At 52.1% G+C, this 16,091-nt stretch carries 11 protein-coding genes and 1 pseudogene; 4 read left to right on the top strand and 8 right to left on the bottom strand.

Annotated elements, in window-relative coordinates; translation table 11 throughout:
* Positions 1 to 301 precede the first annotated feature (301 nt).
* The 5 genes and pseudogenes from MWH26_RS20300 to MWH26_RS04640 all read right to left on the bottom strand — a co-directional run.
* Positions 302 to 1,231 (bottom strand): annotated as a pseudogene (locus MWH26_RS20300) (DUF8696 domain-containing protein); the annotation flags it as partial.
* Positions 1,232 to 1,250: 19 nt separating this feature from the next.
* Positions 1,251 to 6,716: a hypothetical protein gene (locus MWH26_RS04655; RefSeq protein WP_247976241.1), complete on the bottom strand. Its 5,466-nt coding sequence runs from the start codon at positions 6,714 to 6,716 to the stop codon at positions 1,251 to 1,253.
* A gap of 16 nt (positions 6,717 to 6,732) precedes the next feature.
* Positions 6,733 to 7,338: a hypothetical protein gene (locus tag MWH26_RS04650; protein WP_247976240.1), complete on the bottom strand. Its 606-nt coding sequence runs from the start codon at positions 7,336 to 7,338 to the stop codon at positions 6,733 to 6,735.
* A 2-nt stretch (positions 7,339 to 7,340) separates the two neighbouring features.
* On the bottom strand, positions 7,341 to 7,850 hold the full coding sequence (locus MWH26_RS04645) for an OmpH/Skp family outer membrane protein (protein ID WP_247976239.1): 510 nt from the start codon (positions 7,848 to 7,850) through the stop codon (positions 7,341 to 7,343).
* Positions 7,851 to 8,368: 518 nt separating this feature from the next.
* Positions 8,369 to 8,695: a DUF6984 family protein gene (locus MWH26_RS04640; RefSeq protein WP_247976238.1), complete on the bottom strand. Its 327-nt coding sequence runs from the start codon at positions 8,693 to 8,695 to the stop codon at positions 8,369 to 8,371.
* A gap of 299 nt (positions 8,696 to 8,994) precedes the next feature.
* Here MWH26_RS04640 and MWH26_RS04635 point away from each other — a divergent pair, with 299 nt between their 5' ends.
* The 3 genes from MWH26_RS04635 to MWH26_RS04625 all read left to right on the top strand — a co-directional run bounded on the left by MWH26_RS04635 (position 8,995) and on the right by MWH26_RS04625 (position 11,515).
* Entirely contained in the window at positions 8,995 to 9,528 is a 534-nt protein-coding gene (locus MWH26_RS04635) for a hypothetical protein (RefSeq protein ID WP_247976237.1), read from the top strand.
* A gap of 1,489 nt (positions 9,529 to 11,017) precedes the next feature.
* Positions 11,018 to 11,287: a hypothetical protein gene (locus tag MWH26_RS04630; protein WP_247976236.1), complete on the top strand. Its 270-nt coding sequence runs from the start codon at positions 11,018 to 11,020 to the stop codon at positions 11,285 to 11,287.
* 45 nt (positions 11,288 to 11,332) lie between these two features.
* Positions 11,333 to 11,515: a hypothetical protein gene (locus tag MWH26_RS04625; protein WP_247976235.1), complete on the top strand. Its 183-nt coding sequence runs from the start codon at positions 11,333 to 11,335 to the stop codon at positions 11,513 to 11,515.
* A gap of 481 nt (positions 11,516 to 11,996) precedes the next feature.
* Here the strand turns inward: MWH26_RS04625 and MWH26_RS04620 are convergent, their stop codons facing one another.
* The 3 genes from MWH26_RS04620 to MWH26_RS04610 form a co-directional block, all read right to left on the bottom strand.
* Positions 11,997 to 13,163, bottom strand: coding sequence for a DUF8808 domain-containing protein (locus MWH26_RS04620; RefSeq protein WP_247976234.1), 1,167 nt, complete (start codon positions 13,161 to 13,163; stop codon positions 11,997 to 11,999).
* A gap of 9 nt (positions 13,164 to 13,172) precedes the next feature.
* Positions 13,173 to 14,078, bottom strand: a complete 906-nt coding sequence (locus MWH26_RS04615; protein ID WP_247976233.1) for a phospholipase D-like domain-containing protein — start codon at positions 14,076 to 14,078, stop codon at positions 13,173 to 13,175.
* 418 nt (positions 14,079 to 14,496) lie between these two features.
* Complete coding sequence (locus tag MWH26_RS04610) at positions 14,497 to 14,778, bottom strand: helix-turn-helix domain-containing protein (protein ID WP_247976232.1); 282 nt, start codon at positions 14,776 to 14,778, stop codon at positions 14,497 to 14,499.
* Positions 14,779 to 14,929: 151 nt separating this feature from the next.
* Here MWH26_RS04610 and MWH26_RS04605 point away from each other — a divergent pair, with 151 nt between their 5' ends.
* Entirely contained in the window at positions 14,930 to 15,991 is a 1,062-nt protein-coding gene (locus tag MWH26_RS04605) for a hypothetical protein (protein ID WP_247976231.1), read from the top strand.
* Positions 15,992 to 16,091 lie beyond the last annotated feature (100 nt).

Below are 16,091 nucleotides of genomic sequence, written 5' to 3'. Positions count from 1 at the left end.
GCCCAGCGGAATAGGGTTGCGACGGAGCTGAAGCGGAGGAAAAGAAGAGAGGCTCGTATTGAAGTGTAGTGGTAGCAATGGGTGCTGATAAGGTACTCCCGGCTACCTGCCCGTATTTGCCGTATAGAGGTTGCGAGGCCAATACTTTGCCTTTGCTTAGGGCTTTTCCTTGGCTCTGCAGTTCCTTACCAAACCGGTCATAGAACACTTTGCCATTTGCGGTCAAAACACCGGCTCCCGTTGCAAACCCCTTAGTTTCCAACCAGCTTACGTCCGTCGGCGCCGTGATTATCCTAATGGAGCAGGCCGTGGAATAATACGTATTTCCACACTCGTCAACGGTCACGGCTCGAAATAGCGTGGTAGCCGTGACATCCTGAAATGCCAGTTCACCAGCAGTTTCACTTATCGTCTCCCAGGAGGTGCCGTTCGTAGTGGACTTTTGCCAATAACTGATGGTACCCGTATGATTGATGAGCGTAACTATGCCTTGGTTCAGACCACTGGTTACGTCTTGCTCACCGACCGCTTGCCCCCCATTGCCGGTTTTTACGTTGACCGTCGTTTCGGTTGTTGCATTTCCTACGGAACCGGAACAGCTAAACAACTCTGCCTGAAAGCGCGTGTTAGCCGAAATGCCTGACAGCAGAGTATAGGGGAAGTTATTAGCTATGTCGTATGAGGTAGTAAGAGGTTGCCAAGAACCATTATTCCAATAACTCCACCGGACGTAACTCACCCCACTTGCCGAAGGGAGCGTAAGAGTGAGGGGAGTATAACTACAAACAGGGTTCGCACTGACATTGATCGAACCACTGGCTGACCCCGTGTTTACGTAGCAGTATAGGTTTCCGCTCACGGTTGTGTAGGTAGGGTTACCGCCACAGCAGGCCGAACACTGCAAGCCAATGACCACACTGAATGGGTAGGGTCCACTAGTGGATCCACCCGTGAAAATCACGTCAATGTAGGAGCTGTTTTTTCCGCCGCCCACGATGGCGGCCGGTGCAAAAGAAAAATCTCCCCATTGGTACGAAGTCTGGGTACACGATGAATTAGGGTTAGCTGTAAAACGGTATGTACAGCCTGCCTTTAAGCTGGTGCCTGAAACGGGAGCCGTCCCGGTGGGCGTGACAATGCTGCACGTTACGGTTGCTTGTTGGGCACGCGCTGGAGAAAAGCTCCAAAGCGCCACTAGCAAAGTGGTCAGTAAGGTAGATAATGGCTTCATATTCATACGGGACTGACGACTATCGAACACGTTTTACTAATTCACGCATGTTGTTGTGCCCATCCCGCACTTTCACTTTCACCCACGCAGATGGAGCGGTGCCAGCGCCAGAGCATAGCGTAACGCGATAGGGGCGGACAGCAGTAGTGAGAACACGGTACCCATGACCATCGCCAAGGTCATAGCTGATATCAACCGCACCGGCTGACAACGGAACATTGACGTGTAGCGTGCACGAAGTAGGCTGCTCTAATATGGCATCGTCCAAACTACTGACGACACGATAATCGTATTCCGCTACTTTTTGTGGTCCTTGCTGTAGGGTTTCACGCGTCACCCGCCGCAATTTACCTGCCGCGTCGTAGTCGTAGTGGGTATACAAATTATTGTTATCCAGAACATGCGTCACTTGGCCGGTTAACTGGTCATACACGTAAGCCGCTGCCGTGGCATTAGCCGGCTGAATCCGGAAGTCGTCCAGGTACACGGGCGCAGAATGTGCGTTCCAGCTACCAATGCGCAGGTAATTATGTCCTGCCCCAAGAACAGGTATGTCCATTGTAATCAAGTACCAGTCGCCCGCCTTACGGGTAGCGACACCTGGTACCGTTACACAGGTTTGATTGTCGAGGCAATAATACAAGCTTGCTTGCGGATGGGTTGCCCACATCGTAACCCGATACGGCTTAGTCAAATCGAAATTAGCCTTGCCGTAGGTTGCACCAGTCAGGTCGGCCTCGTAAGCAAAGCCGTTGCGACTCGGATTAAGCAGCAAACTCCGCTCACCTGTATGCACCGGGTAGCCATCGGATTTTTTCACCACGCTGGAAGCATCACTCGTGCCAGAGGGGTAATGCGGCTGAATAGGTCCCCCAAAGCGGTTACTGATCATATCGTCCTCCGCGCCAGTGTATACAATTTCTCCGTACCGGGCGGGCCCGCCACTGATGAGCACCTTGCTTTGATTAAATCCAAGTTTAGTGGCGGCAAATATGTTGCGCATGTCCCGCGCTTCCAGCGGGTTCGAGAACACGTTATACAGCGTTATCTCATTGACTTGTCTCCAAGCAGCGTGCGTAGGCTGAGTGAAATAATCAACGAAGCCATTTGTGCCGCTGAGTGAAGTCAACCCGTCACTAGTCGCGCCATTTGGCATCCAAGAGAAGGTTTGCCACGGTCTCCATACGCCAATAGCTCCTCCTAGTCCACTTGCTGCACTTTGACTGCTCCGATTTTCCGGCTGTGAGGGGGTAGTGCCGATTACTGGCACTGCATCACTCCAGGTATTCACGGAAGCGCCTACTACTGCTAACGGCGTATTGCTGGCATTCACCTTGTAAATGGTAGTCGAAGCCGTTTGACTCAGCATGTGCCGGTTATTAGGCTGATTCAATTTTAGGCCCATGGCCGGGTAGCGACGGTAAGCGGGCACCGTTTCCGTTACGAAACGGTTGCCGTAACCATCCATTTGAAGCGTTTTGATGGGTTCTCCAGAATAAAAATCATATCCCAACGTTTGAGCAGTTGTTGTAATGCCAGTAATAAAGTCAGTAGTAGTAGTGCCCGTTTGTATTACAGGGTACGAGTTACGCTTACTCATTACGACCTTTTGATCGTATCTAACCGTTTGATAGCCAGATCCATACGGAATTTCCCTCAACACGCTTCTATTGTCGCCAAAACTTTCTTGAATTACTCCTTGATAGTTATACTGTGCCAATTTCGATGTGTATTCGCTTACATTTTCTTCGTGGGTTTTATTAATTAAATTGTCGTGTAAATAATTGTTTGTGGTTTGTGACAACTTAATTCCATTGTTGTTATATGTTGTAACGTGTTTCAAGGCACCAATTCTGTTGGTGAAATCATTTATAGAAATATTCCTGGTAAATAATGTTGGGTGCAATTCATTAATTCCCCCGTACTGAATACCAACCATATTGGAATTAAAAACTTCGAACTGATAATTAGATAATACTGGAACTTGTGTTGTGGTATTATTACTATCAAATTTGGTTTCTCCCACACTAACTGATGAATACATAACGCCTGGACTAGGAATCTCTCGCGCTACCGACAATAAGTGAGAAAATTGACTACTATACTCTGCATCAAGCATATTTATTATATTTTCAGGGACGCTAAGATCCTTAGAATTTTTAGTAGTTACTGATGGATTGCTAACCGGTTCGTACGAAGTGACCCCCGACGAGGTGAGATTGTTAAAAGGATTGACATTATATGAGTAAGTTGTTTTATGTGTATACCCGTTAGCTGATGCAGAAATTGATTTTACTCTTATCCCCCCTCCAGGTTGAACTCCTACGTCATTTTGTTTGAATACGTATCCATCAGCAATAAAGGAATGAATTGTAATTTGACATTGAGATAATGGCTTATCTATTATGTTTGAGTTTTCAACTTCCAGTATTTTATCTTGATTAATTGATTTAATTGTGAGCTTTATATTTTTTACAAATTCATAATTCCAATTATTAAAGTAACAGCTATTAGCACTTGTTGGATTTGCTATTATACCAGTAAAATATATGTCCTCTCCTGCCTTAAATAACTGTTGCTGTTGCTGCGCAGTGTAAGGCGTAGGCATTCTCAAAGAATGACTGGCATTGTTGCCAAATACATGGCATATAATTCTTGGCTTTTTTAAAACACTGTTACCATACTCATCACCTTCGTACTCTATATTTATCCTAGTGCCTATAGGCGTTACTATCGATCTAAGTGACCATACGTCAGTAGATGCGTTGGATAAAGAGCTGGTGCGCTTAACATCGCCAGTACTAACCGTGGAAAGCTTACTATCAAGGTCAGATTTGAACATCCCCCACACATCGCGCATATTTTTAGTATAGGGTGGATTTTTAGTCGTGGTTATTTCGTGCGACTGCCCTTGACTTAACAAGGATATATTCGAATTCTCTAAAAGCTTTATTTGATATTTAGTAGAATTGTTTTCAATAACTGTTGCATAAATATTCAAGTTGTTTAATTTTATTATATCCCCTTTATTGGGCTGAACTCCCGTGCTATTTATCATACTTACAACGCCCCTATATTGATCTATTAATTCAACTGCAGCAGTTGATTTTTTAATATTTTCAATATTTAATTCGTAATTAAATTTGGTGCTTGGCATAGATGCTATTCCACCCTTGCCAAGATGCAATATTGATTTTAAAGTGAGTTTACCTAATTTCTTAGAACTATTTGGGTTTACTGGGATTGAATTTTGAACATTTTGACAAAGTGAATAATCTTGATTTAAGCTAATGGCTTTTTCTATTACCTCCTTTATATCGAATCCCAACGATAATATATCTGACGAGTCAATTACATTATCAATCTCTCCATTATGTCCAAATTCGATCGATCGTCCTTTGTTTTGAAGATTTGCTGGAACATTCTCATTCTTTATTATATATATATTCTTGAGTGACATAACACTGCCTGAGTAAGGGCCTAGTATTATATCACCCCCCCTAGGGGGAATCCAATTGATATCTGATGCAAGGTTAGGTCCCCAACCATCCCTTCTGCCCGCTTTTTCAAAGATGGCAGTATGCGTTCTTGTAGAAACTGTATTTAGATAATACAATTCTTTATATCCTCTTGCCGTAGTAATGTTATTAGAATTGATATCTGCAATGGGCGCATTTTGCCAAGCATATTTTCCTGTCCATCTCCCGTAATCAAACTTGACCCAATAACCCCAGTCCTCGGTATCCAAGTATCCTGATTCACCTCTATCAACATAATCAGGACCGGTAATGGCTGTCAACAGCCACGTATACGCATAATGAGCAGGTTTCTGCAGCCGGCTAAAGGTATTCCCTTGTTCCTTGTCAATATTTTCGGTGAATACCTGCTCACCATAACTATGCACCGGTAGTGCGTAATGGTAGGTAACACCACTAGCATTTGTTATACTAAATCCTCCAATAGATTTGTCATTGAGGACTGTTCTGTTAAATCCTAGTGATTTTGTATTGATAAAACCAGCACAGTTACCGATTTTTATATTTTCATTAGTATACCAGTTGATGTGTTTAGAACCAGCGAGCTTTTTGGTTGACGGATTATAACCAAAATTACCATCTTGATTACCGTAAATAGGATTATTGTCAAATGGATAATATGATCCATTATATGACGACGTATTCATCGCACCGTTTTCTTGACGGAATTGGTTTGAAAAGTCATTATCAAAACGAAAACCAACTTCGCTATTCGTCCAAGGCAATGGATCACTTTTAATGGTATAGTCTTCATTGTCTGCTCGCCTATTTCGACTATACAATGACTGCTGTAATGAATAGGGCCGCATCGTGCCAGAAAGGCCTTGCGCTAGAACGGTATAGTTGTCATACTCAGGAAAACTACCACCCTGTAAGTAATCAGGATCATAATGCTTTAGAAGGGGTAGTCCTTGAGGTTCCAATAGCCTATATGTATCAAACGCTTTATCGTCTAACGTCCGCTTTTCTCGATATTCTCCATTATAGTCATAGCGGCTAATAAAGCTGTTTGGCAAGTGGTCCTTGGGAAAATACAAGGCACCGTTCGTAGAGGCACTGGATGTTTCATCCGACCAATATCTTATGGAACTATAGCCGAGTTCCACGGCTAGGCCAGGTGTAATAGGTATGTCAAGATTGTTATTAATGGTTTGGGTCTGTATTCTACCTGCTCTGTCATTACTTATGCTCCCTGCCCCAGTTGCATTATTTAATGAGAAACTACCGGTTCTAGTGTTGAGAGAAGCTTGAAGGTTACCTGCTACCTTTAGTCCTAGTGAGCTGCCGACTGAGCCTGCATCGGAGCGTGTAATGCCCACCCGCATATTGCTTGTGCTTATGTCGGCTCCCGTTTGCCCGTAGTTTTTACCGTATCCGTCATTAAAATCCACTTTGCTAACTCCTAAAGGAGTTCCCGCTATGCCTGCGCGGATGTAGCGGTATCCCCCAACTCCGAAACCACGGTAAGTATCATCGGAGAAGGAGATACCAGCGGATACGCTGGCGACGTTTCCAAATTCAGCCTTCATTCCAACACTATAGGTAGTTTTCTTACCGCCTTCCCAGTAGTCTCGAATAGTTTGCTGGGCATTGTTATGATCATCAGCGTAACCGTTTACGTTTCGGTTAATTGCCCCTGGATTCAACGACCAACCCAACCCAACCCACGAAGCTTCTACTTCCGGTTGGATGCCGGCATGGTATGCTAGGCTTAAGGGATATCCGCCATCAGGTCCTGGTACTTCTAATAGGGGAATATTATAAGTAAAATCTCCTGTGGCAAGATCTACCATGTCGGTCGTATCTACCGGCTCGAAACTGGATGCTTCGGGCGCGGTAGGGCCGGCGGTCAACGCAAAACTCAGCGATGGCCAACCTAGATCTACTAAAATTTGAATTAAAAAAAAGGACGCAATAGATCTGCGAAAAAATCTTTTTCGGATGAACATAAATGGATGTTGTGGCTTAATTAAGTTGTATGCTGGGAGTCGCTTTTAGAGCGTCGTCATCAAATGAAAAGATTAATGTGCCCGTTACTAAACCGAATTCCTTTATTCTGATTTTACAATCACCGGCCTCCTTCACAGACTGAAAGGCAAATAGTAGTTGAGATGCGTTTGCTGTAGCATAACTGCGATCGAGATAGTAGTTGACAGGATATAAAGTATCGCCTCGTGAGGTAATTATTTCTACCTCTTTATCCATCCTAAAGGCTAAGGTTTGTAGCAGTTCACTGTATGTGCTGAAGCCTTCCTGCGGCTGTAATATTTCTTTACTATTCTTAGAAAATGATATAGTAAAGAAGCTATACCGACCGTATATATTTCTCAAACTATCTATTACTGAAGATATAGAGCCTTCTGGTTCGCCCTGTAACTCGCGTGACACTATTAAGTCTACTGGCTGATATTTGACACTAACATCTATGCCATTGACATGCTGAGTTTGATTCAAGCCATTACTTGCATCTTCCACATACTGCTCTAATTGTGGTGGTGAAAGTTGTTTTTGCCCGCAGGAATGCAACGCTAGGCCTAAGCATGATAGGAGGATAATTTTCTTTTGCAACATTACTAGTTAGATTGCTTACGATACTCGCTGTTGAGCTTCTTCACTATATCATCAGTTAAATCGAGGCCTTGCTTTGCGTAAGCAATTGAGCCTGTTGGAGACGCAATCAGGATTAGATCATATCCCTCTTCTTCCCCATAGCGCTTTAAAAAAGCATTAACTTGGTTTAGTACAAGTTGAGTGCTTTTCTCTTCCTCCTGCTTTGCCGTTTCCTGAACGATGCGCTGATAGTTGGCAAGGCTATTCTGCTTATTACTAACTATTCTACCGGCTAATGCTCTATCCCCAGCAGAGGCGAACTTCCCCATATGTTCATAGTTTTTAACGGCCTGCTGCACCTCCTTACCGAGGGTGTCTATTCGAGCCTGCCATACCTGCGCCTTGGTAGCGTATGACTTTCTGGCTTCAGCCATGGCGACGTAACTGTTTAGTAACTTAGCTGAGTCCACATAAGCAATGCGCTTTGCCTGATGCGCCCAGATTGTATAGCCCACAACAGTTGAAAGACACATGTTCCACACTAGCAACACGAAGTGCCAGGTGTTCTTGTTTTTAGGTATAGTACTCATTTTGCTGTTAGACGCGTATAGGGCGCAAGTTGAATGTTTAATAGGTATTATACATATATTATTACCATTTTATTAGTATAATCATAGATTTATATGAATAGGTGTAAAATAGTGGTGAAGCTGGTCTAGCTTCCTCTCTCCTGTGGTTTACTACTTATTTCTGCAGGCCTACCTATGTCGTGGAGATAGCTGACATACCAGGTACGCCTTCACCACTGCTGTGACCTGCTTTATCGGGGTCGAACCAAGTTGATTCACACCGCTGTATACACCGAAACCGAAGTAGGCACGAAGGTCCGTTCCAACCTTAATCAGCCTTGCTAGCCGCCCCCGCGTCTTTGTTGATATCAGAATCACCAGCTGTAGAAGCCGGGAGCAGTTCCTGACAACCATTGAGCAGTACGATCACGACCCTTAGTCGTCCTATTGGCTTGATGCCTTACCAATAGCATCTACTTCAACTAGGGTATCTGCAGATTGATAGTGGGAGAAAAATTAACTTTCCAGACATTTAATTCGAAAAGCTGGCCGTGCTGGTCCATTAGTAACGTGGCCAATACGGGCACCTCGTCTTCATCTTTCAGCCACACCTCGGCCACATCGTCTCCAAAACGCCGGTCTCCTCGTAAGCCGGGCGGATAGAACTGTAAGCTGCCCATGCCGCCATCTGCCATCTCCGTTACCCGCTGTTCAAGCAAGCAGGGAAGTAATCGGTCGGCATAAGACGTGCCCGTCAGAAGGAACGTCACTAACCAATGCTCTTTAGGGAAAAGGGGACGTGGCATCATCGACAGATAAAGCGTTGGAAAGCCTTGAAATACAGCACAATTTTAAGCACGTTGCGCCTAGAGACAACTATGCCCTAAACGTAAACCACTGCTGTATTAGAGTTCAGCTAAACAGTCATTTGAGTAGCCACCGTCTCTGCGTTAAAGAACGATAAATCTCGTGAGGGCTTATCAGTCTCTATAGCCCGTACTCATAACAGGCTGCAGCCGACGGTTTAAAAAAAGAGTAAGTTTGGCTCCTCGCTTCTTCCCTGGCTCATGCGCTCATGTTCTGGTTTAGACGTTTAGGGGTTGCCTTCGTGCTGCTCCTTGTCCTGCTTGTTGGGGCGGTCGTGACCCTCGATGGGGCCTGGGAATTCAACCAGCCCCTACACGAGAGCGCCGGCGCTGCCATCTTCCGCCAACCAGGCTTGCGCCTGCTTGTGGTCGAGTCGCACAACGTGCTGGGCTTCGACTTAATGGAAACCCACGAGCTGTGGGCCTATACTCCCACGGCCCCGGTGCACACGGCGCTGGGTGCGGGTAACCCGCTGCCGCGCCTGCGGTTCCCCGGACCGGACCCTTCGGTGCTAGACAAGGACAGCTTGTGCTGGCAGCCCACGGGCCGGGGCGCGGCTCATCCCTTGGCGCGGAGCCTGGCCACGTCCCCAGCTTTGGACCGGTGGCCCGGTAGCCAACAGTTTGCGCGCCGCGACTACCTGGGGCACCCCGGCAACGCCTATGGCACCTACCTGAACGGCAGAGGTGGGGCCTACCTCTTCGTGTGGGTACCAGCCGCGCAACGGCTTTACGTCGTGTTCGATAGCCGTGGTGCGTATTACATCGAGCCCTAGCTTTTGGGTGCCAGTAGCTCAGGTTGCATGAACGCTCCTTTTGGTAGGCCAGCCCGGCAAAGTACCACCTCGGCACTAAGCCGCGTAGGAAGGCATAAATTTACCACTTTCCCAAGACGATAGATATAACATGCATTATGTTTAGAAACTTTTCTGAGAATTAGGGGATAGGCTGACCTCCACCAAAGGCACCCTTGCTCCTGGTTTTGTCCTTTTATAGAATAATTTGACTTGTAGCCCCTGCTATCTCAGAAGAAGGACGTTAAAAAGACGAACTAGCGCACTACTACACATCCCCTACTTTTTAGGCTGCTCGATATGAGCGCGAAAAGTAGATTCTAGTGGTAGGGTGATATCCTGGCAACCTCCCGGCTGTGGGTACGGGAAGCAGATAAGCCGCGCATCGAGTGGCTTTACTTGAAAAGAGACTAAGCGGCCGTAGTTTGGTGTGCTCGTGACCATCAACTGCCCGGCCCGTTGGCTCAACAGGACAGGGCCTCGGCAGGTAATCAAAGCGAGGGTATCGCCTTTTTGGTGCAGTAGCTTAGACCGATCTAGCCGTCGACCAGTGAAAAAGTAGCGCTGGTTGAGCCGGGTAGGATAAACAGCCGGTACTCGTGCACTATCACGCACTATACCTCTCCGATAAAGCCAAATGTAACCGTCCGCTTGCGTACTAGCCGTTTCCAAGTTGATCACAGGGCTAAGACCTATACCCGTTGGCACTTGGAGGATGTGGTCTGGATCATTCGTGCTCACGTAGACGCATCCGGTTAGGTTGGCTACCGCAAAGGAATACAAGAGTTCGTGGCGGAAGTTATCAATGACTTGGACACATCCTGCCGTTTGATTGGTGCAGAAGAACGGAGTGGACACGACGGTGTAGCGGCCGTTGGGCGAAATCGTTGTGATTCGATAGTTATCGTTGAAGCGAGGGCTAGCAGATGTTGCAACTAGTAAAAGCCACAGAGAGGGAAGAAAGCTAAACATGTAGATAAGGTAGTCCGAGAAGTCATCTTGCATTAACTAGCCAGTAAACATAAAAGGAACTGGGATGGTCTAGGTAACAGGACAGCAACAAGACCTGTCTTCTGCTGTTATGGCAAGCAAATCCAGCGGGGCAGCGCCCGACAATGCTGTACGTACGACGGGGCACAGGGGGAAAACGGTCACTACGTTGTAGCTATAGCCAACCTGCTCGCTGCCATCGACTGAATGCGCGAGCTGTCTACCCAGCGTATGAGAGCCTTAGCTGGGTCGCTGTGTGCTTGTACTCACCCCTACAAGGGAATGGCACCGGCCACGCCCTCACCGTGCTGCTGAGCAGCGCCACCACCTAGACAGGGCAATAATATCCGAGAGCTGGTGGCTCGGCTGCAGCCGCAAGGGTGTATCTTTGGCCGCATAGCTGGACAAGCCGCGTGGCCCCTGCCGAATCCATCGCCATCGGATACTCCCTCCTGCCGCCTCCGGGCCAGCTTTCGCCTCCATGAACGTGAAGAAGATGACCCGCCTGCCCAAACGACTTACCGTATTTCCCCGCCGTGGAGCCGAGTTCTGGGACGAGGGACAGATACAATCGGGTCCCCTGACGCCCGCGCGGGTGGCGGAGATGGCCCAGATTATTCAGCAGTACAAACGGGATCATCCGCAGGTGTACCAGGCCATAAAAGAGAAAGCTCAACTGCGGGCGCAGCGGGTTGTGGACGGCTCACTGGAGGCAGCATCCGCAACAGACAGCGCTGATCTGGCGTCGTGAGAACGGCGGCCCTTCTAAGAAAAGGATACCGGCCCCAGCAACCAGGTGCGTAGCCCGCCCCGTTTGCCGACGGCCCCGCGCGTAAGCGCCCGCACCCGGGCCCATGTCGGCCGGGGCGTGGCCTCGCGCACTACCAGTCCACCCTGGCAGCCGGTGCAGGGACAGTCCGCGCCGGCAGCGACGACACCCGAGGCCTACGCCGAGCGAACCGTGCGCTCGCCAGGCTAGGGTGGTGCGCCATAGCCGCCGCGCCTGCTCGCCGGGGCTACCTGCCGGGACGCTAGGGCGTGCGTCGCTAGGCCCTTCCTGCCCCGATAGAGTCCCGCTGTGTTAGCCTCAGATGGGCCTTTTACCCTGCGCACACGGCCTACCACGCTGCCGGGTCGCCTCCTCGACCGGTGAGCACCGGTCCATTCGCTGGAAACGGCCTTTTTTGGCTGCTTTTTCCTCGTTCGCTTCCAGGTGCTCCTGTTCGTGCTCTCCGGTCCATTCGCTGCAAACGCAGTTTTGCTCCGGTTGCTCACCTGACCGGTGGTCGACCGGAGGAAAAGAGCTAGTCGACCGGCGGGTTGACCGGAGAATCGACCGGTGGCCTGACCGGTGGAAAGCACCGGTCAACGGGCCGAGGGGCAGCCGCAGAATAGGGGCGATAGGCGTGGCGCAATCCGATACCAGGCGGAAATGGCCGTCGCCTACCATTATACCTCCGTTAAAAGCGCTGGACGTAGCGGGCGGCGGCTACCTCGTCGATGAAGCGGGTAGTACAGTGGGCCAGCTGAGCGGGGAAAGTGGGGCCGGGTGTCAGGCCGGTGAAGCGGAGGGCAGCATCTTCGCGCAAGGCTTTGTGGAGTGTGGCCGACTGCTGGTAGATGGCGTAGGCCTGGGCCAGCAGGGGCTCGGCGGCAGCTAGACGCTGGGCGGCGGGCACCCGGTCGCGCTTGGTGTGCTGGTTGAACTGGCGGTCAACGGGCAGCAGGTTCCAGAGCTCGTTGACGGGGTACACGGTGAGGGGCAGCAGGTGGTCGAGGTCGTAGTGCTGGGGCTGGGTCAGCGGCTTCTGGGTCCAGGGACAAATGAAGCGCACGTTTTCGTGGAGCAGAATGTCGACCTGGTTGCGCTCCCACGTCAGGGGACGGCGGTTGTCGGGGCGGGCGGTGAGTAGGGTGTAGATCTGGCCGCGGGTAACGAGCTGGCCGGCATCCTGGGTGACGGTTTCGGTGAACAAGCTCCATTCGTGCAGGCAGAGGGCTTCGACATAGAGGGAAAGACGATGAAAGGCTTCCCATAAACTAGCCGGAACCACGAAGCAAATATCCTGGGGGCGGGTGCCATGTAGAGTAGTTAGGTTCGGCGGCAGTTGATCGAGGCGGGCGGGTTTGTCAAACACGGACCACTCCCCGGGGCCGGCGTAGCGAATGGGCATGAGCAGGGCCTTGGCTGCAGCGGCTACGGCCTGGGTGTAGGCCTGTTGCAACGCGGGGGCGTAGGTAGCCCGGCGGCGCGGGGTGCGCATTTCGGTGAGCAGGAAGAAGCCGTCGGCCGGTTGAGCCGACAGCTGCACGGTGGTTTGCCACTGCTGGCGTAGCTGGGTAAGGGCCGGACGAAAGGAAACGTCGTTCCGCAGCTGGCCGCCGACGATGGCGCGGGCGCCCTGGTAGATGGGCTGGACTGCGTCGGCGAAGGGCCAGTAATAGGCGGTCCACAACTCGGCCAAGCGCACCAGTGGCACAGCTACGGGCTGATGGGCACGGGCCAGGTCGGGGTAAAGGAGGGCGAGGTCGTTGATGGCCCGGAGCAGGGCTATTTTGTAGCTGTTAGTTTTCTTATCGTGTTTGAGGATGGTGGCAATGGCTTGTTCGCCGGATATAGAGGGCATGAATTCTGGTTAGTTACGGTAGTCGGCTTTGAAGGAGTGGGTAGCTAGCAGAAATTCAGCAACCTCAGCTAAGATTTGCTTCTTCTCGCCGAAGGTTAACTGATTGAATGAGCTAGCAGATAGGTTGGCCTTACGGATTGCTCGGACTTGATCGTAGATGCCTCGACCACCCCATTGGATAGAGTGCCGGTATTCAGTGGATTTGTAGTGCTTGGCAGATTTGGCAGCGAATCGGTCAGCCTCACGGCTAGAAACGATGCCGTGTATGACTAGCGTGGGAGCATCGTAGCCTCCTTCAATGGCTACGGTAAAGGTGTTACCTACTGCCCGTATGGTCATGTTGGAGTGGTTGCCGTCTACCTGACATCTCCGGTCTACTTTCTCCATCATGTAATCGAACAGAACCTGGCCAAACTTCACTTGCTGAAAGTGTTTCTCTTCTTTGCTTAGCTGGGGTGGATTGGCAACGGCGGCTGGTTTCGGTGGGGGTGGCACTGCGCCTACCTCGTGCGGGGTGATGAACTGTGCTACGAACAAGCGTAGCTCGTCCAGTTCTTCGGCTGTTTCTAGCTGGCCACCGATTTCAATGGAGTTGCCGATGGAGCTGCTGAGCAGGTTTAGCGAAGCAATGAGGCCGGTAGTTTCGTTGAAATATAGCTTGGCGTGGAGATTGGGAATTAATCGGGGCGTGATCCCCATGCTGAGCACCTGTTCTTTGCTTACCGCATTATTGGGCTCGTCGCGGATATAGAAGTCAATTTGAACACCCTTATTCCGGGCCGCTACCAGCGCTGCAGATACTTGTTTGGTGTAGGTTAGGTTAACGTAGGGAGAAACAAGGACCAAATCTTTCTTGGCGGTCAGGATGACGTTCATCAGTTTGCTTTGAACGTCGTGGGACTGAATAATCTTCATAGTGGGCTAGATGGCGAAGCTACTACCCCTAGCAGTTTAGTAGTGCAGCGCTGATGCTGCAGAGGAGCGGCTGCTCGGAGCAGATAAAAGGCTAATAGCATTTGTGGCAAGCGCGCTTGCCACGCTCGTGGGCGGCGTTGGTGGACATGCTTCGTACCTCGTGCGTGCAGCGGTTGAGACCGGAGCAATTATCAGAAGAGTGATAGGCTACGGATGATTTGCTCATGCACACGTACACCGTGACCGTGGTAGCATAGTGGGTTGCAGGTAGCATGGAGGCTACGGGACTGGTGAGGAATAGCGAACTGGCTAGGAGTAACGCTTTGAGCATACTTAAGCGAAGAGAAAGGGATTAACGAGTGACTTGCAGCCATCCTTTACAGAGGCTGCCGGTTGGCGCATGGGGCCCGGGCAGCCGTTAGGGCAAGGGGCCATCCGGGGCGGGGCGCGGGGGCGTCAGCGGCGGGTCGGGGGCCAGTAGCAGGGGAAACTGCACCAGTTCGGGCAGCGAGAGTTCCAGGCCCTCGGCCAGGCTGACGAGCACATCCAGCGTGGGCGAGGCCTGCCCGGCCTCGATGCGATACACCGTCTTCTTGGCCACATCGGCTACGTCGGCCAGCGCCTGCTGGCTCCAGCCCCGCTGCTGGCGCAGGCGGCGCAGGTGCTGGCCAAAGGCAAGAAGCGTGGGGCGGTGTTTCACACCGGCAAGCTGGCCCCATCCCCGCACCCACTTGTGGACACATACGTCCATTTCGGCAAAAACGCATTAGCTTTGCGCTCCTCCCCCACCCACCGGCGCGGGCCGGTGGGCTTCCCAGTGGCTGCTGTCGCGGCCGGGCCTGCCCTTTCCTATGTCTGCTGCCACTACCTGGCCCCTGGGGCAGGTCCTCACCCCCACCGGGCCCCGCTTCGTGGCCCACGCCCACGCCTACCACGGCTTTCTGGTGCAGCGTCGCTACCGGCGCCTGCCCGTCCCGGCCGACCCGTTCCGGACTGCCGAAGCCCCGGCACCGGTCTGCTACGAGCCCTACCTGCACCCGTTCTGGCACCCCGAGCGGGTGTCGGCGGCGGGCCTGTCGCTGCCGGCCCTGGAAGCCTGGGCACGCGACCACCCCGGGCAGGCCTTCACCCACCCCACCTACCGGGGCCTGTTGCTGCGCTGGGACCACCCGGCCCCGGGTGACGCCTACCGGGTCAGCGCCTACCAGCTGCCGGCGGCTGTGCAGGAAGCCGACGACGACTGGTACGTGAACGTAAAGGCCCGGCGCCCCGCCGAGCGGCCCCCCATCCTGTTTTTTACCCCCACCACCGACTGGGTCAGCGGGCGCACCCGCTACCGCCTTGACCACGATGTGCCGGCCGAGCGCTCGACCCTGAGAGAGGCCGGCCTGCAGTGGGTGCCGCAGGGCGAGGACGGGGCCGCCCCGGGCTGGTACACCCGCGAGTGGGCCGCGGCGCAGGCGGCCGCCCAGGCCGCGCGGCTGGAAGGATGCGTGGCCGCCCTGCGCCAGCACCCGCTGCCCGCGCCCACGCTGCTGGTGTACGAGGGGCCGGGGCTGGTGCGCTCGCGCCAGTCGTTTGCCACCATCGAGCAGGCCTGGGCTGTCTACCAGCAGGTGCCGCGGGCGGCGGCCGAGTGCACGCGGGAAGGAGCCCAGCTCTACCCGCGCCTGGCCCTGGCCTGGGAGCGCGGGGCGCACGCACCGGCGCAGCTGCTGGCCGACCAGGCCCAGCCGACGGGGCTGGTGCTGCACCGGGGCCCGGACCCGACGCTGCCGTATCTGATCCCAGCCTTCGCCTTTCAGCGCCCGGGCCAGCCGGCCGCCCCGGCCTACGCGCCCAGCAGCGACGGGCAGTGGGTGCCCGTGCCCGACCCAGCCCTCGACCCGGCACCGGGACTGCGGGCCGGCTAGGTTACGCCAGCGACCCGCAGGCCCGGCATCCGAACCAGCGAGATACCGGGTTCTTAGCCGCCCGGCGACCGCGCGACACGCGGGGGGTACGTAGGGTAGA

Source organism: Hymenobacter sublimis (assembly GCF_023101345.1).
GTDB classification, from domain to species: domain Bacteria; phylum Bacteroidota; class Bacteroidia; order Cytophagales; family Hymenobacteraceae; genus Hymenobacter; species Hymenobacter sublimis.
Note: the sequence above shows the minus strand (reverse complement) of the source record. Positions and strands in the feature narration are given on the sequence as shown.